This window comes from Stenotrophomonas rhizophila, from assembly GCF_020857975.1.
GTDB classification, from domain to species: domain Bacteria; phylum Pseudomonadota; class Gammaproteobacteria; order Xanthomonadales; family Xanthomonadaceae; genus Stenotrophomonas; species Stenotrophomonas rhizophila_C.
Genome location: NZ_JACWUO010000001.1, coordinates 257,344 through 273,648, shown reverse-complemented (window position 1 = coordinate 273,648; position 16,305 = coordinate 257,344). Strand labels below are relative to the sequence as shown.

13 protein-coding genes are annotated in these 16,305 nt (G+C 69.6%); 7 read left to right on the top strand and 6 right to left on the bottom strand.

Annotated elements, in window-relative coordinates:
* Positions 1–62: 62 nt before the first annotated feature.
* Entirely contained in the window at positions 63–4,517 is a 4,455-nt protein-coding gene (gltB, locus tag IC535_RS01225) for a glutamate synthase large subunit (RefSeq protein WP_228884743.1), read from the bottom strand.
* 165 nt (positions 4,518–4,682) lie between these two features.
* On the bottom strand, positions 4,683–5,060 hold the full coding sequence (locus IC535_RS01220) for an I78 family peptidase inhibitor (RefSeq protein WP_228884897.1): 378 nt from the start codon (positions 5,058–5,060) through the stop codon (positions 4,683–4,685).
* A gap of 160 nt (positions 5,061–5,220) precedes the next feature.
* Between IC535_RS01220 and IC535_RS01215 the strand changes: the two genes are divergently transcribed.
* Positions 5,221–6,279, top strand: coding sequence for a DNA topoisomerase IB (locus IC535_RS01215; RefSeq protein ID WP_228884742.1), 1,059 nt, complete (start codon positions 5,221–5,223; stop codon positions 6,277–6,279).
* Between the two features lie 28 nt (positions 6,280–6,307).
* Here IC535_RS01215 and IC535_RS01210 read toward each other — a convergent pair whose 3' ends face one another.
* Positions 6,308–6,649, bottom strand: coding sequence for a hypothetical protein (locus IC535_RS01210; protein ID WP_228884741.1), 342 nt, complete (start codon positions 6,647–6,649; stop codon positions 6,308–6,310).
* 152 nt (positions 6,650–6,801) lie between these two features.
* On the opposite strand from IC535_RS01210, the gene IC535_RS01205 reads away from it, so the two are divergent.
* The 5 genes from IC535_RS01205 (at position 6,802) to IC535_RS01185 (ending at position 11,706) form a co-directional block, all read left to right on the top strand.
* Positions 6,802–7,035, top strand: coding sequence for a hypothetical protein (locus tag IC535_RS01205; protein WP_228884740.1), 234 nt, complete (start codon positions 6,802–6,804; stop codon positions 7,033–7,035).
* Between the two features lie 24 nt (positions 7,036–7,059).
* Positions 7,060–8,148, top strand: coding sequence for an SDR family oxidoreductase (locus IC535_RS01200; RefSeq protein ID WP_228884739.1), 1,089 nt, complete (start codon positions 7,060–7,062; stop codon positions 8,146–8,148).
* A 282-nt stretch (positions 8,149–8,430) separates the two neighbouring features.
* Entirely contained in the window at positions 8,431–8,817 is a 387-nt protein-coding gene (locus tag IC535_RS01195; protein WP_228884738.1) for a BlaI/MecI/CopY family transcriptional regulator, read from the top strand.
* Positions 8,818–8,820: 3 nt separating this feature from the next.
* The gene (locus IC535_RS01190; RefSeq protein ID WP_228884737.1) at positions 8,821–10,620 is read left to right on the top strand and encodes a M56 family metallopeptidase; all 1,800 of its coding nucleotides are present in this window, start codon (positions 8,821–8,823) and stop codon (positions 10,618–10,620) included.
* Between the two features lie 207 nt (positions 10,621–10,827).
* A complete protein-coding gene (locus IC535_RS01185; RefSeq protein ID WP_228884736.1) occupies positions 10,828–11,706 on the top strand; it encodes a hypothetical protein in 879 nt (292 codons plus the stop codon).
* A gap of 72 nt (positions 11,707–11,778) precedes the next feature.
* Here the strand turns inward: IC535_RS01185 and IC535_RS01180 are convergent, their stop codons facing one another.
* Positions 11,779–12,108 carry an I78 family peptidase inhibitor gene (locus tag IC535_RS01180; RefSeq protein ID WP_228884735.1) on the bottom strand — a complete coding sequence of 110 codons (330 nt, stop codon included), beginning with the start codon at positions 12,106–12,108 and terminating at the stop codon, positions 11,779–11,781.
* 268 nt (positions 12,109–12,376) lie between these two features.
* Here IC535_RS01180 and IC535_RS01175 point away from each other — a divergent pair, with 268 nt between their 5' ends.
* A complete protein-coding gene (locus tag IC535_RS01175; protein ID WP_228884734.1) occupies positions 12,377–12,676 on the top strand; it encodes a hypothetical protein in 300 nt (99 codons plus the stop codon).
* Between the two features lie 6 nt (positions 12,677–12,682).
* Here the strand turns inward: IC535_RS01175 and IC535_RS01170 are convergent, their stop codons facing one another.
* Both IC535_RS01170 and IC535_RS01165 read right to left on the bottom strand, forming a co-directional pair.
* Positions 12,683–13,771 carry a ribonuclease H-like domain-containing protein gene (locus IC535_RS01170; protein ID WP_228884733.1) on the bottom strand — a complete coding sequence of 363 codons (1,089 nt, stop codon included), beginning with the start codon at positions 13,769–13,771 and terminating at the stop codon, positions 12,683–12,685.
* Positions 13,768–16,248, bottom strand: coding sequence for a DEAD/DEAH box helicase (locus tag IC535_RS01165; protein WP_228884732.1), 2,481 nt, complete (start codon positions 16,246–16,248; stop codon positions 13,768–13,770). Before IC535_RS01165 ends, IC535_RS01170 begins: the two co-directional genes overlap by 4 nt.
* Positions 16,249–16,305 lie beyond the last annotated feature (57 nt).

The following is a 16,305-nucleotide window of genomic DNA, read 5'->3' as shown; positions in this document are numbered from 1 at the left end:
CGGCCAGCGGCCGGCGCTACAGGTTGAGGGTGCCGGCCAGCGGCCGGCACTACCGGGATGGATCACGCAGCGCGGCGCAGCGATTCGGTCAGCGATTCGATGCTGGCCGCCTTGGGTTTGACCAGCCAGAACTTGCCGACGTAGTCGCGGAATTCGTCGAGGATCTGCTGCGCCCAGATGCTGCCGGTCAGTTCGCGGTGGCGGCTGATCAGCGTATGCAGGTGCTGGCGGTGGTTCTCGAAGCCCTCGGCCGAGATGCGGTGGATGTCGATCAGCTCGTGGTTGTAGCGGTCCACGAAGTCGCGGTCGATATCCAGCACATAGGCCAGCCCGCCGGTGAAGCCGGCGCCGAAGTTCAGCCCGACCTTGCCCAGCACCAGCACGATGCCGTCGGTCATGTACTCGCAGCAGTGGTCGCCGGCGCCTTCGATCACCGCCAGCGCGCCGGAGTTGCGCACCCCGAAGCGCTCGCCGGCACGCCCTGCGGCAAACAGCTCGCCGCCGGTGGCGCCGTACAGGCAGGTGTTGCCGATGATCGCGGTGTTGCGTGCCTCGAAGCGCGCGCCGCGCGGCGGACGCACCACCAGCCGGCCGCCGGCCATGCCCTTGCCGACATAGTCGTTGGCTTCGCCTTCCACTTCCAGCTGCAGGCCGCCGACGTTGAACGCGCCGAAGCTCTGCCCGGCGGTACCGCGGAAGCGCAGGGTCAGCGGTACATCGCTCATGCCCTGGTTGCCATGGGTGCGCGCGATCTCGCCGGACAGGCGGGTGCCGATCGAGCGGTCGGTGTTGTGGATCAGGAAGCGGTGTTCGCCGCCCAGCTTGCCGGCGATGGCCGGGGCCAGCAGGCCGTCCATCTGCGTGGCCAAGCTGTCCGGCGATTCGTACAGGCGCTGCGCGGCGCAGTGGCTGCCGACATAGCGGGCCGGGTTGAGCAGGCGCGACAGGTCGACCTTGACGCCGGGGCGCGGCGATACCTCCAGCTGCTGCAGCAGGTCGGTGCGGCCGACGATCTCGTCCAGCGAGCGCACCCCCAGGTAGGACAGCCAGCCGCGCACTTCCTCGGCCAGCAGCCGGAAGAAGTTCTCCACGCGCTCGGGCAGGCCGGTGAAGTACTGCGCGCGCAGGCGCTCGTCCTGGGTGGCCACGCCGGTGGCGCAGTTGTTGAGGTGGCAGATGCGCAGGTACTTGCAGCCCAGCACGATCATCGGCGCGGTGCCGAAGCCGAAGCTGTCCGCGCCGAGCAGTGCGGCCTTGATCACGTCCAGGCCGGTCTTCAGCCCGCCGTCGGTCTGCAGCAGGGTGCGCCCGCGCAGGTCGTTGGCCACCAGCGCCTGGTGCGATTCGGCCACGCCCAGCTCCCACGGCACGCCGGCATAGCGGATCGAGCTGACCGGGCTGGCGCCGGTACCGCCGTCATGGCCGGACACGGTGATCAGGTCGGCGCCGGCCTTGACCACGCCGGCGGCGATGGTGCCGACACCGGCATGGCTGACCAGCTTCACCGAGACCAGCGCGGTCGGGTTGACCTGCTTGAGGTCGTAGATCAGCTGGGCCAGGTCTTCGATGGAATAGATGTCGTGGTGCGGTGGCGGCGAAATCAGCCCGATGCCCGGCTTGGCATAGCGCAGCCGCGCGATCAGTTCGTTGACCTTGTGCCCGGGCAGCTGGCCGCCTTCGCCGGGCTTGGCGCCCTGGGCCACCTTGATCTGCAGCACTTCGGCGTTGACCAGGTATTCGGCGGTGACGCCGAAGCGGCCCGAGGCCACCTGCTTTATCTTGCTGCGCTTTTCGGTGCCATAGCGCACCGGGTCTTCGCCGCCTTCGCCGGAATTGCTGCGCCCGCCGAGGCGGTTCATGGCGATCGCCAGCGCTTCGTGCGCCTCGGGCGACAACGCGCCCAGGCTGATCGCGGCGGTGTCGAAGCGGCGGAACAGGTCTTCGGCCGGGGCCACTTCCTCCAGCGGGGTCGGCGTGGGCGCGGCCTTGAGCTGCAGCAGGTCGCGCAGCGCCGACACCGGGCGGCCGTGCACGGCCTCGCAGTAGCGCTGCCAGTCGGCGGCCTCGCCACTGCGCGCGGCGCGCTGCAGGGTCATGACCACGTCGGGGTTGTACATGTGGTATTCGCCGCCGTGCACGTACTTGAGCACGCCGCCCACGTCCGGGCGCAGCAGGTCGTTCCAGGCGCGCACGGTCAGTTCGCGCGCTTCATGGTCCAACCGCTCGAAGCCGACCCCGGCCACGCGCGAGGCGGTATCGGGGAAGCACAGGTCGACCACCTCGTCGTCGAGCCCGACGATCTCGAACAACTGCGCGCCGCGGTAGCTGGCCACGGTACAGATGCCCATCTTGGAGATGATCTTGGACAGGCCCTTGTAGATGCCCTTGCGGTAGCGGCGGCCGATCTGCGACTGCTCGCCGCCCTTGCTCAGCTGCAGGATGCCGCGCCGGCCCAGGTCGAACAGGGTCTGGTAGGCCAGGTACGGGTACACCGCGGTGGCACCGAAGCCGAGCAGGCAGGCCATGTGGTGCGCATCGCGCGCGGTGCCGGTTTCCAGGATCAGGTTGACCTCGCAGCGCAGCCCGGCGTTGGACAGGTGGTGATGCACCGCGCTGGTGGCCAGCAGCGCATGCACCATCGGGCGGTCGGCCACCGGGTAGCGGTCGCTCAGCAGCAGCATCACGATGCCTTCGCGCGCGGCGGCTTCGGCTTCGGCGCAGATGCGCTCGATGCCGGCCTTCAGGCCTTCGTCCAGGCTGTAGGACAGGTCGATCAGCCGGTTCCTGTCGGCGTACTGCTCCATCTTGATCAGCTGGCGCAGCTTGCGCTGGCTGAGCACCGGCGAATTGAGGATGACGTGGTTCACCGTCTCCGCGCCGGCATGGAAGATGTTGGTCTCCTTGCCGAGCTGGGTGGTCAGCGACATGACGCAGTCTTCGCGCAGCGGGTCGATCGGCGGGTTGGTGACCTGCGCGAACGCCTGGCGGAAATAATCGTAGAGCGGGCGGCTGTGCTGGCTGAGCACGGCCATCGGCGTGTCATCGCCCATCGAGCCGGTGGCCTCCTGCTCGGTCTCGGCCAGTGGGCGCAGGATCTGCTCCACTTCCTCGGTGCTGAGCTGGAACAGCTTGTGGTAGCTGCGCAGGGTGCGCTCGTCGAACGGTTCCTCGACCAGCGACGGATCGATCAGCTCGGTCTGCAGGTAGGTCACGCCCTGCTGCAGCCACTGCTTGTACGGCGCGCGGCCGCGGTTGATGCGGTCGATGGCATCCGAATCGAGCAGGTCGCCGCGCTTGAGGTCGATGGCCATCATCTCGCCCGGACCGAGCTTGCCCTTGCGCACCACGCGCTCGGCCGGCACTTCCCATACCCCGGCTTCGGAGGCGACCAGGAAGTGACGGTCGGAAGTGAGCATCCAGCGCGCCGGGCGCAGGCCGTTGCGGTCCAGCGTGCAGGCGGCATAGCGGCCGTCGCAGGCAACGATGCCGGCCGGGCCGTCCCAGGGCTCGCTGTTGAGCCCGTAGAACTCGTAGAACGCGGCCAGGTCCGGATCCTTGAACTCCAGCGACTGGGTCGCCGGCGGCACCAGGATGCGCAGCGCCTGGATCAGCTCCATGCCGGCGCTGACCATCAGCTCGAGCATGTTGTCCAGGCTCTGCGAATCCGAGCCATGCATGGAGATCACCGGGTCGAACTGGCCGATGTCGAAGCGCGGGGTCTTCCACACCTTGCTGCGCGCCTGCGCCCAGCGCCGGTTGCCTTCGATGGTGTTGATCTCGCCGTTGTGGGCGAGCATCCGGAACGGGTGTGCCAGCGGCCAGCGCGGCAGCGTGTTGGTGGAGAAGCGCTGGTGGAACACGATGGCGCTGGAGGCCAGGTCGTTGCGCTGCAGGTCCACGTAGAAGCGGCTCAGCTTGTCCGGCAGCACCATGCCCTTGTAGCTGATCGCGTTCGGGCTGAGCGTGGTGACGTAGTAGTCGGCGTGTTCGCGCAGCTGCTGTTCGCTGCGGCGGCGGGCCAGGAACAGGGCCAGGGTGAAGGCGGCCTCGTCCTGCTCCGCACCGGCATCGACGAACACCTGTTCGATCCGCGGCAGGGTGTCGCGTGCGAGCTGGCCGCAGACGCTGGGATCGGTAGGCACCACGCGCCAGCCCGCGGGCTGGCAGCCGGCATCGCGCAACTGCTGTTCAAGGGTGTCGCGGCAGGCCTGTGCGGCAGCGTCCTCGTGCGGCAGGAACACCACGCCGGCGGCGAAACGCACGCCCAAGGCGATGCCGGCTTCGGCGGCCAGTGCCTTGAGGAATACATCCGGACGGCGCAGCAGCAGGCCGCAGCCGTCGCCGGTGACACCGTCGGCGGCAACGCCGCCGCGGTGGGTCATGCGCGAAAGTGCGGCGATAGCCGTGTCGACCAGCAGCCGGGACGGCTGGTCGTCGAGCTGGGCGACCATGCCGAAACCACAGGCATCGCGCTCATCTTGCGGGTCGTAAAGCCCTTGGCGGTTGCGGGGGGCCATCTCTGCCTCAAAGTCGGGTGAGCGGCGACACTCGTCCCCGCTCAATCCGTTGAGCGCATCTGGAGGCACCGGATGATTCGACTAGAGCATAGTTGCTGCAACGCCGCAATACACGGTTGCAGGCGCAACCAACCCCCTGCAGATCCTGCCTCCCGCCGCCCCGATTCAGCCGCAGCGCAGGCCGCTGATCGTCTCTTTTTCGTCCACTTCGATGTTCAGCCGTTCACCGACGAACTCCATGGTGGTGATATCGCTGGGACGCAGCACCCGCTTCTGCTTGGCGCCGGCATCCTGCTGGGCCTGGCCGCCGATCGCGTCGGTGTAGGGCTGGCCGACCAGGCTCTGCACCTGGGTTGCATCGCAGCTGCCCACCGGCGGCGCTTCGGTCGCCTTGCCGGTTTCGTCGGTGGGCGCAGCGGCCGCTTCGGCAGCCTTCTGGGCATGGCTGGCGACGGCTTCCTGCTCGTCCATCGGCGGCGCCTGGCAGGCCGACAGGGCCAGCAGGGCGGGGAACAGGGCCATCAGCCCCATGGAACGCCGCATGCGGCGGAACGACAATGACGACATCGGAACTCCAGACATTCCAACCAGGAAACGATGGAGCATATCCGCTGATGGCCGCCGAGGTGTTTGTCTTGCGTTATTGACGCGCTGCCGCAGCGGCAGCAACCACACTGCGGATCATTTCCGACGCACGCCGCCCATGACAGCACCCCGCCCCGCAAGCCCCGCAAGCCCCGAAGCCGCCGCCGCCCGCCAGGCCGGTCTGCGCTACGTCAGCGACGACCAGCCGGGCATCACCCGCCGCCGCGCCGGCAAGGGCTTTGCCTACCGCGATGCCGATGGCGCGGCGGTGCGCGATGCGGCCACGCTGGCGCGGATCCGTGCCCTGGCCATTCCACCGGCCTACACCGAGGTGTGGATCTGCGCGCTGCCCAACGGCCACCTGCAGGCCACCGGCCGCGATGCGCGCGGGCGCAAGCAGTACCGCTACCACGCCGACTGGGCGCGGGTGCGCGGGGAGGGCAAGTTCGACCGCGTGATCGCCTTCGGCAAGGCGCTGCCGGCGTTGCGCCGGCGCCTGCGGCGCGATCTCAAGCTGCCCGGCCTGCCGCGCGACAAGGTGCTGGCGATCGTGGTCGCCCTGCTGGCCGGCACCCTGGTGCGCATCGGCAACAGCGCCTATGCCCGCGACAACCGTTCCTACGGGCTGACCACGCTGCGCAACCACCACCTGGCCGTGCTCAAGGGCGGCCGGGCGCGGATGCGTTTCCGCGGCAAGTCCGGGCAGGCCCAGGAAGTGGAGGTGGACGACCGCCGCCTGGTGCAGTTGATCCGGCGTTGCCAGCAGCTGCCCGGACAGGCGCTGTTCCAGTACCGCGACGATGACGGCACGGTACAGCCGGTCGATTCGGGCCAGGTCAACGACTACCTGCATGCGGCGATGGGCAGCGACTTCAGCGCCAAGGATTTCCGGACCTGGGGCGGCACGGTGGCGGCGCTGCGCCAGCTGGCGGCCACCGCATTGCCCGAACCGCCCAGCGAACGCGCGCTGGCGGCGCTGCAGAAGGAGGTGGTGTGCGAGGTGGCCAAGGTGCTCGGCAATACCCCGGCGGTGTGCCGCAAGGCCTATATCGACCCGTGCGTGTTCGAGGGCTGGCGGGCCGGCGCATTGGCCGGCTTGGCCGGGCTGCGTGGCGAGCGCCAGTGGGAACAGGCGGCGCTGCGCTTCCTGCGCAGCGCGCGCCGGCGCGCGCGCTGAGCCGGCGCGGCGGTCAGCCGCAGTAGGGTCAGCCGCAGTAGATCGCGGTGATGTTGTTGGTGGCGCCGGTTTCGATGGTCAGCCGCTCGCCACCGCTTTGCGCGCCGGGGCTGGGGTCGGCCGCGCCACTGGCGGTCGGTCCGCTTTCGCGGCGCTGGCCGCGCACCACCGCCACCTGCAGGCTGTCGCTGTCCACCCGCGCACGTTCGATGGTGGCCGCCGAGGCCGCCAGGCCGACCGCGCCGCGCACCTTGTCGACATGGCACTGGCCGGAAATGACGCCGTCGATCGGCTGCACCTGGGCGACCGGGGTAGTGCTGCAGGCGGCAAGGCCGGCGATCGCGGCAACCGCGAAGAGGGGGCGATACATGGGATGACTCCAACGGGGTTCTGGCACTCAGGGTGCAGCGGCCGGCGTATGCAGCGGATGAATGCCGTTTACACCGCACCCACACCGCATTCACCGGGTCCGGGCCGGTGCTCGACCACACTGTGGGCAACCATCATGCGTGGAGAACACCCATGGCCATCTGCGATGTCTGCGGCAACGATTACGACAAAAGTTTCACCCTGACCCAGGGCGAGCGCAGCGGCACCTACGATTCCTTCGAATGCGCCATCCACGCCTTTGCGCCCCGTTGCGCGCACTGCCGGTGCGCCGTCATCGGCCACGGCAGCGAGGGCAATGGGGCCATCTATTGCTGTGCGCACTGCGCCAGCCACGCCGGCGTCCAGGGCGTGGCCGATCGCGCCTGATGCCCCTGCCTGAAGGAGCCGACCATGGCCACTGCCAACAAGACCCGTAAACGCCCCGCCAAGGCCACCAAAGCCCCACCCAAGCGATCTACCGCGGTGGCCAGCGTCGCCTCCGGCAAGGCCGTGGCAGGCGATTCGCGCACCGACCGCGTGGCCGCGCGCCAACGTCGCCTGCAGGAACAGGAGGCCGCCAAGGACGCACGCGCCACGGCGAAGAAGGCCGGCAAGAAGACCGCCAAGAAGGCGACCCAGGCCGGCACCCGCCGGCAACCGGAGAAGATGCCGGCCCAGCACCTGGCCAAGCCCGGCAACGAACACGAGCTGCAGTTGGCACCGCGCTTCCTTGCTCCCGACTACCAGGGCAGCGGCAAGCTGCAGGGCAAGCGCGCGATCATCACCGGCGCCGATTCGGGCATCGGCCGCGCGGTGGCGGTGCTGTTCGCGCGCGAAGGCGCCGATGTGGCGGTACTGCACCTGGATGAAGATGCCGATGCGCAGCTCACCCGCAGGCACGTGGAAGCCGAAGGCGGCCGCTGCGTGGTGATTTCCGGCGACGTGCGCGACCCGAAATTCTGCAACAAGGCGGTGAAGCAGGTGGTCAAGGCGTTCGGCGGGATCGACATCCTGGTCAACAACGCCGCCTTCCAGCTGCATTGCCAGCGCCTGGAAGACCTGGAGGACGCGCATCTGCAGGAAACCCTGCAGACCAACATCGCCGGCTACATCCAGATGGCGCGCGCGGTGCTGCCGCACCTGCAGGAAGGCGACTGCATCATCAACACCGGTTCGGAGACCGGCCTGTTCGGCAGCAAGGCGCTGATCGACTATTCGGCCACCAAGGGCGCCATCCATGCGTTCACCAAGGCCTTGGCCAGCCAGCTGCTGCCGCGTGGGATCCGGGTCAACGCGGTGGCGCCCGGCCCGGTCTGGACCCCGCTCAACCCGGCCGACAAGCAGGCCGCCGATGTGGCCGAGTTCGGCAGGAACAGCGACATGGGCCGCCCGGCGCAGCCGGAGGAACTGTCCCCGGCCTATGTGTTCCTGGCCTCGCCAGTCACCGCCAGCTACATCAGCGGGGTGATCCTGCCGGTGATGGGCGGGCCGCACGGTTGAGGGCGGGGCGGTCGCCATGGAAGGCGGCGATTTTCGGATGACGTCCCGCCGGACACGATCCGGCTACCCCCGGGGAGCATGTCGTGGCCCCCATACGACCGCCATGGCGCCGCACCGGCGGTGCCACTGGTTTGCGCGCGTGGCGCAACGGTCGGCACCGGGAGGCGGACGGCAGGACGGTTGCCGGGGTAATGACCGTTCGTCGGCGCGCTACCATCCGGCACTTGACGACAGATGTAGTCACAGGCACGGTAGCGACACGTGTAGTCATCGGAGAGCGTCATGCGCGGCAAGACTATCGGGGACCAGGAGCTGGCCCTGCTGCAATACGTAGCGGAACACGACAGCGCCAGCGTCGGCGAGGTGGCGGCCGGCTTCGGCGAGGAGCGCGGGCTGGCCCGCTCGACCGTGCTGACCATGATGGAACGCTTGCGCAGCAAGGGCTACCTGCAGCGCAGCCAGGTCGCCGGCCTGTACCGCTACGCCGCTACCCGCGGCCAGGACAGCGTGGTGCAGGGAGCGGTGGCCAGCTTCGTGGAAAAGACCCTGCAGGGTTCGGTGTCGCCGTTCGTGGCCTTCCTGTCGCACAAGGCCGAAGTCAGCGACCAGGAACTGGCCGAGCTGGAAGCCCTGGTGGCACAACTGCAATCGCGCAAGCGGGAGGGCTGAACAATGGACAACATGATTGCCGAGATGCTGGCGCGGCTGGGCTGGACCAGCGTACAGAGCCTACTGCTGGTGGCCCTGGTCTGGGCCGTCTGCCGGGCGCTGCCGGCGTTGCCGGCGGCCACCCGTTGCCGGCTGTGGTGGCTGGTGGCCGCGCAGGCCGTGCTCGGCCTGGTCTGGAGCAGCCCGCTGGAACTGGCCGTGCTGCCGGCACCGGTAGTGTACGGCGCCCCGCTGGCACTGCCGGCGGTGCAGGGCGCACTGACGCTGGCTCCGGCCGCGCTCGATGCGGCCAGCCCCGCCGCGCCGCCCTCCGCACTGTGGTCGTGGCCGGCCCTGCTGCTGGCGGCCTGGGCGGCCGGCGTGCTGCTGATGCTGCTGCACACCCTGCGCCAGTACCGGCACAGCCGCGCGCTGGTGCGCAGCGCCGTGGACTGCACCGATGCCACCCTGCAGCAGGCACTGCAACTGGCGGCCGAAGCGCACGGCCTGCGCCATGCGCCACGGCTGAAGATGTCCGCACAGATCCATTCGCCGCAGCTGATCGGCCCGTGGCATCCGGTGCTGTTGCTGCCCGCCCGCGAGCTACCGGCGATGAGCGCCGATGCGCTGGACATGGCGTTGACCCATGAGCTGGTCCACCTGCAGCGCCGCGACCTGTGGTGGGGCCTGCTGCCGGCGCTGGCGCAGCATCTGTTCTTCTTCCACCCGCTGGTGCACCTGGCCGGGCGCGAATATTCGCTGGCGCGCGAAGAAGCCTGCGACGGCGCGGTGGTGGCCGGCCATGGGCATTGCCGCCACGACTATGGCCGGTTGCTGCTGCAACTGGGCGTGGCGCCGCGCCCAGCGCTGGGGGTGGCCAGCGCGTCGCCGAACTTCCGCAGCCTGAAGCGGCGCCTGTTGAGCCTGCAGCACACCCGCCGCTTCCCACGCGTGGCAGCGTTGGCGATCACGGCGGTGTTCGTGCTGGTCGGAGTGGCGCCGCTCAGGCTGGTCGCGGCAGTGCCATCGCCGCCGCCAGCGCCGCGCGCGCCGGTACCGCCAGCACCGCCGGCCCCACCGAGGGCATCGGCCGTGCTGCCGGCGCCCGCTGCACCGGCGGCGCCCGCCGCGCCGGCCGCACCGGCTAGAGCAGCCGAAGTGGCCGAAGTGGCCGAAGCGGCTGACGCAGCCGACGCAGCCGAGCCCGATGCGCATGAGGAACATGAGGAGCACGAGGAACATGCCGACAGCGGTGACGGGATGGTCACCCACGGTCGCCTGGACCTGTCGCGGCAGCCGGCGCAGGCGTTCGTGCTGATGGGCAATGGCGACAATTTCGTCGACGCCTCGCTGGCCGACCTCAAGCAGGCCCGGCGCGATGCCGGCGACGGCGACCCGGCGCTCTGGGTGCGCCGCGGCCATCAGCGTTACCTGATCCGCGACCGGGCAGTGCTGCAGCAGCTGTCCCAGGCCTATGCCGAGGTCGGCGTGCTCGGCACCCGGCAGGGACAGATCGGCGAGCGCCAGGGCGCGCTGGGCGAGCGCATCGCGGCGATGTCGGTCGATGTGACCGCCGATGTCATGGCCTCGGTCGACGTCGCCGAGATCGCCAACCGGGCCGCGCAGCAGGCACGCCAGGACGCACGGCGCGCGGTGGACGACCGCGAGATCGCGCGGATCGCCCGCCAGCAGGCCGAACTGGGCAAGGAGCAGGCGCGCCTGGCACGGCTGCAGGCGGTCGCCTCGGCGCGTGCCGCACGCGAGGTGCGCGTGGCGATCGACCAGGCGCTGTCCAGCGGCAAGGCGCAGCGCATGGGCGATTGAGTGGGGGATGCACGGCGGGCGGGCCGTCGCCCGCCGACGGACCTGGTGACGCGGATCGGCGCCATGGCGCGCAGCGCAGGGCCGTAGCGCGCCAGCGCGACACGGCCGCTCAAGTTCGCCTGGGCGCTGCCGATAGGCCTGTGCAGGCGCGCGGTACGCGTCGCGTCCGCGCGCCCTGCATTCTTTCCCGATTCGACAAGGATGTTCATGAAATTTCCGATCGCGCTACTGCCGATGGCGCTGTGCGCCATGCTGGTGTCCCCGTCCGCAGGCGCCGTGCATGCCGAGACCGTCGAAGGAGTGAAGGCGGCCGGCATCGTGTTCCAGCCGTTGAAGGGCGCCGGCACCGTTGCGGTCAGGACCAAGGGCCAGCGCATGGTGGCGTTCGGCCTGGGCATGGTGGTGGGCAATGCGATGGGCAGCCCGGTCGGCAACCTCCAGGACGCGATGCAGGTCGCCCAGATATCCAGCGACCTGACCCAGCGCAGCATCAATGAATTCGGCCACCAGCGGGTGGCGCAGCAGGGGCCGGCGGTGCTGGTCCAGGCGGCGTTGCAGGCATGGGCGGGGTCGGCCGGCGTGCCGGTGGCACGCGATGCCAAGGCCGGTTACGAGATTGCGCTGCGCCAGGAGCAATGGTCGCTGGACTACGAAGGCATGTTCAAGGACGACTACATCCTGTCCTACACCGTCACCGCCACCTTGAAGGCGCCGGGCGCCCGGCGCGCCAGCGCGCGCGGCAGCTGCCAGGGGCAGTTCGAACAGAAGCGACCGCTGCAGGAATGGCAGGCCGACGACCATGCCGCGGTAGCGGCAGCCTCGCGGGAGATTGGCCCCGAATGCGCGGTGGTGATCGCACACATGCTGGGGCTTGCCGACCGGGAAACGATCACCGCGCTGATCGGCGCACCCGGCATGCCGGACGCTGTGGCCGATACCGATACCGATACGGCCGTGGCAGCGGAGCCGGAACCCTCGGCCGAGCCACTCGACGCGGATGCACCCGGCGCGCCGCTCGACACCACGGTATCCCCCGCCGACGCACCGGACCATGTCGTGGAAGGCGCTGCGCCGGTGCAGGGATGAGCGCGCCGGGCGCGGCTCCGGCGCGGTGATGCCATCGCGCTGCCTGCCACCGATGCAGGCAGCGCGCTGCGCTCAGCCGCAGTTGGCGCGCACGATCCGGTTCTGCGCATCCACTTCGATGCTGAGGCGGTCCTCGCGGAAATCCATGGTCATCGCCATGCCCGGCTTCAACACCCGCGCGTGGCGCGCGCCGCTGTCCTGCACGGCCTTCTTGATCACCGCCTCGGTGGCGGTCTGGCCGGCCAGGCCGGTGAGCTTTTCCGGGTCGCAGCGTGCGCCGGCATCGGCACCGGCGGCCACCGGGTCGGCCGAAACGGTGGGCGTTGCGGTGCTCTTGTGTGGCTGGCTGCAGGCCGCCAACGGCAGCGCACAGCCGAGGGCAAGCAGGATATTCAAGCGCATGGCAGGGACTTCCGACGGGGTAGGCCCACAGTGTGGCCGATGGCGCCGTCAGCCGGCGTCAACGCCGAAGGCAGGAGGGCAATTGCATGGATTCCGATGGATTGGCCGCGCCGGGCCGGCTACAACACAGGTCCACCTCCCACAAGGCTGCTGCCCATGAAAACCGTGCTGATCCCTGTATTGCTGGCGCTGGCCGCTGGCCGCTGGCACGGCCCCGGCGCAGGCCGACCCGGCCGGCGATGAACTGGCCGATTCGGTGTGTGTCGCATTGAACTTTCCTGCCCTGCCACCGGGTTATGCGGCGCCCAACGACCGCGATATCAGCGTGCCCGGCGTGGCCGGCGACGGGCTGGTCTACGAGGAACATGGCCGCCACTGGCTGCGCTGGACCAAGCTGGACATCGCGCCGGCCGCCACGACCGCGGCGACCTTCCATGCGCTGTGCCGGGTCTACCGCCAGCCGGGCATGCCCGGCGACGATACCGTGCCCAGCGCCACCTTCCTGGTCAAGGTGGAAAAAGTGACCGGGCCGGGCGAGCACCGGTTCACCTTCCGTCGCGATCCCTGAGCCGGCCTACTGCGGCTGCAGCGCCAGCGTGTCGCGCTCGCGCTGCTGTTCGGCCACCAGCCGCAGCATCAGCAGCGACAGGGTGACCACGTCCTGGTGGTTGTGCTCGGCCACGCGGCGCAGGTTCACCGCACTGCCGCCGCGCAGGTAGTTCAGCCACGCCGCCGGCGCTTCCGAGCCAGGCAGGTCGTCCTCGCGCACGATCTGCAGCAGCTGGCGCTCGATGGTGGCCAGCCGGCAGTTCTCCCAGGTGCCGCGGTAGCGGCGGCGGGTGGGGAACAGCAGGTCGACGTGGTCCAGCGGCGTGATCGGGCAGCGCTGCCGTGCCAGCCGGTAACGGGTCTTGAGCAGCGGGGCGTCGTAGCAGCGGCCGTTGTAGCTGGAGAACACCGTGCTGGGTTGAAGCCAGCCGGCGAACTCGCGCAGCATCGCGGCTTCGGCCGCCATCGTGGTCATCAGCAGCTGGCGGATGCGCAGGCCGTCGCCGCGCTCGGGATGGGCCTGCCAGTCCGCCGCGCCGATCATGAAGGCGCGGGTGCCGGTGCCGCCGGCCAGGCCGGTGGTTTCGGTATCGAAGAACAGCAGGTCCTGCGGCCGCACCTGCTCGCCCTCGCGCTTGGCAAAGGCCAGCGACAGTGGTTCGGTGGGGATGGCCTGGGCGACGAACGATTCGATCAGGAACAGGCCCGGTGCGATTTCCTCGCCGGGCACGTGGCGGTCCCTGGCGTTTTCGCGCGGTGCGGCTGCGCTGCTGCCGCGTTCGCGCAGCCCGAGCAGGCGGCGCAGGCCACCAATCTCCGGCTTGCGCAGCGCGGGCGCGGGGACAGCAACAGGAACAGCGGGAACCGCCGGTGCGGTCTCGCGTGCGGCGGCGCCGGTCGGTTTGTGCCGGATCTCCTGCTCGACCCAGCCGAAAACGGAGGCGGGCGCAGGCGTGCGCGCACGCGCGTCGTTGGCGGCGGCCGGAAGCGCGGCTGCGGGTTCGGTGGGGTGTGCCGACCAACGGTCGGCACCTACCGGATTTTCAGGCGTCGCCGCCGTCGCATCACCGGCCTGCCGGCGCAGCAGGCGCAGCTTGTCCAGGCTCAGGCTCACGGGGCGACCACCTCGGCGTGCTGGCGCTCACGTTCGGCCGCGGACGGCAGCGCCGCGCTGTCGAACAGGTCCAGCACCTTCAACGCCAGCGCCTTCGGCGTGGTGGCATCGTCTTCCTGGCCGGCCAGCACCGGGCCGACGCAGGCCGGGCAGCCGGCCTTGCAGTCGCAGCCCTGCACCAGTTCGCGCGCGCGTAGCAGCAGCTCGGCCTGGCGCACCCACAGTGGCTCGCTCAGGCCCACGCCGCCGGGGAAGTTGTCGTACAGATATACCGTGGGCACGAACTGCTGCTGCAGTTCGATCGCGCTGGCATCGAACTCGGCGCCACGCAGCTGCCCGCGCCCGCTCTGGTCGGCCACCGCGAACCACGCACCATCACCATTGCCGACCGCCTTCTGCAGGTCGCGCGCATCGGCCATCACCGCCACCGTGGCGACGATGTGCAGCGCGTAGGCGGCGCCGAGGAAACCGTCCAGCGCTTCCTGCTTGCTGTCGAACGCGGTCAGCAGCAAGGCCTGCGGCAGCTGCCACCACACCGCCGTGGTGTGCAGCTCCTGGTCGGGCAGGTTGACCGGGCCGTAGCCGATGTTCTCGTGGGTGTAATAGCGGATCTTCTTGTAGCCGGCCACCCGGCGCACCACGTGCACCTCGCCGTGGTGCGCATCGCCGCGTCCGGCGATGCAGCCGTCGAAGCGGTCCAGCACCTTGAGCTTGGTGAAGTCGATGCTGTCGGTGTAGTAGTCCACATGGGTGCGGGTGACGTAGGCCTTGCGGCCGTCCCAGTCCAGCCGTTCCACCTGGTAGGGGGTGGACTGCACCATGTGGATGGCGCCTTCGTACAGTGTCAGCGCGGCGGCCGAATAATCCACCTCGGCGATGATCTGCTGCTTGCCGTCGCTGCGGTCCACCACCACGAAGTTGCCGTCGGCCACCGAGCGCAGGCTGACCGCGTTGGCCGGGTAGCTGTCGGCGATCCATTCCCAGCGCTCGCCTTCGCGATGCACCACCTCGGTTTCGGCCAAGGCTTCCAGGAACACCAGCGGGTCGATCGGGCCGAACGGATCCCCGGCCAGGAACGGCAGCTCGAAAGCGGCGCAGCGGATATGGTCGAACAGGATCAGCGGCTGGTCCGGCGCGGTCCGGGCGTGTTCGGGCGAGGCATCGGCGAAGAAGTCCGGGTGCCGCACCACGTACTGGTCCAGCGGCTGCGAACTGGCCACCAGCACCCCCAGCGCCGGCTGCTGGCGGCGCCCGGCGCGGCCGAAGCGCTGCCAGGTGGCGGCCACGCTGCCCGGGTAGCCGTTGAGCACCACCACGTCCAGGCTGCCGATATCCACGCCCAGCTCCAGCGCCGAGGTGCTGACGATGCCGTCGATCTGCCCGGCGCGCATCGCCCGTTCGGTCTCGCGGCGTTCGGTGGGCAGGTAGCCGCCGCGGTAGGCGCGGATGCGCGCGGGCTTGCGCGGGTCGTGGTCGAAGATGTCCTTGAGGTACTTGGTCAGCACTTCGACCATCAGCCGGCTCTGGGCGAAGATCAGGGTCTTCAGCCCGGACTTGATCGCGATGCGCGCGATGCGGTTGCTCTGCGAGCGCGCCGAGGCGCGCAGGCCGAGGTCGGCATTGATCACCGGCGGGTTCCACAGCAGCACATGCTTGGGCCCGCTGGGCGCGCCGGACTCGGTGATGGCGGTGACCGGCGCTTCGATCAGCGCCTGCGCATGCGCCTGCGGGTTGCCGATGGTGGCCGAGCACAGGATGAACTGCGGCTCCACCCCGTAGAACGCGCAGATCCGCTTGAGCCGGCGCAGCACGTTGGTGACGTGGCTGCCGAACACGCCGCGGTAGGTATGCACTTCATCGATCACCACATAGCGCAGGTTCTCGAAGAACTGCGCCCACTTGGTGTGGTGCGGCAGGATCGCCTGATGCAGCATGTCCGGGTTGGAGACCACGATGTCGCCGTGCAGGCGGATCGCCTGGCGCGCATCGCCGGGGGTGTCGCCGTCGAAGGTGAAGGCCTTGACCCCGAGGTCGCCGGCGCGGTTGAGTTCCAGCAGCTCGGCCACCTGGTCCTGGGCCAATGCCTTGGTGGGGAACAGGTACAGCGCCTTGGCCTTGCCCTGCATCGCCGCGCTGACCACCGGCAGGGTGTAGCACAGCGATTTGCCGCTGGCGGTGGGGGTGACGATGGCTACGTGCTCGCCGCGCTGGCTGGCCTCCCAGGCCTCGGCCTGGTGGCTGTAGAGCTGCTCGATGCCGCGGGCCTTCAAGGCGGACGCCAATGCCGCCGGCACGTCGGCCGGCATCGGTGCATAGCGGCCGTCGCGCCCGGGAATGGTGAAGCTGCCGGTGATGCGGTCGGCGTAACGCTGCTGCAGCCGTGCGGTCAGCAGTGCGCCGTTGCGCGAGGGCAGCCCGTCGGTGGTGGCAAGGCGGCGCTCGGCGTCTTCGGTGCGCTTGGCAAGTTCGTAGGCCATGGGAACAACGGTCTGCAAAGGACGCCATGGAAACACAGCGGCGTCTCAATGTTTGAG

Coding starts and splice junctions, on each gene's coding strand:
- gltB (WP_228884743.1), bottom strand. CDS start 4,517: ATGGCCCCCCGCAACCGCCAAGGGCTTTACGACCCGCAAGATGAGCGC.
- IC535_RS01220 (WP_228884897.1), bottom strand. CDS start 5,060: ATGCGGCGTTCCATGGGGCTGATGGCCCTGTTCCCCGCCCTGCTGGCC.
- IC535_RS01215 (WP_228884742.1), top strand. CDS start 5,221: ATGACAGCACCCCGCCCCGCAAGCCCCGCAAGCCCCGAAGCCGCCGCC.
- IC535_RS01210 (WP_228884741.1), bottom strand. CDS start 6,649: ATGTATCGCCCCCTCTTCGCGGTTGCCGCGATCGCCGGCCTTGCCGCC.
- IC535_RS01205 (WP_228884740.1), top strand. CDS start 6,802: ATGGCCATCTGCGATGTCTGCGGCAACGATTACGACAAAAGTTTCACC.
- IC535_RS01200 (WP_228884739.1), top strand. CDS start 7,060: ATGGCCACTGCCAACAAGACCCGTAAACGCCCCGCCAAGGCCACCAAA.
- IC535_RS01195 (WP_228884738.1), top strand. CDS start 8,431: ATGCGCGGCAAGACTATCGGGGACCAGGAGCTGGCCCTGCTGCAATAC.
- IC535_RS01190 (WP_228884737.1), top strand. CDS start 8,821: ATGGACAACATGATTGCCGAGATGCTGGCGCGGCTGGGCTGGACCAGC.
- IC535_RS01185 (WP_228884736.1), top strand. CDS start 10,828: ATGAAATTTCCGATCGCGCTACTGCCGATGGCGCTGTGCGCCATGCTG.
- IC535_RS01180 (WP_228884735.1), bottom strand. CDS start 12,108: ATGCGCTTGAATATCCTGCTTGCCCTCGGCTGTGCGCTGCCGTTGGCG.
- IC535_RS01165 (WP_228884732.1), bottom strand. CDS start 16,248: ATGGCCTACGAACTTGCCAAGCGCACCGAAGACGCCGAGCGCCGCCTT.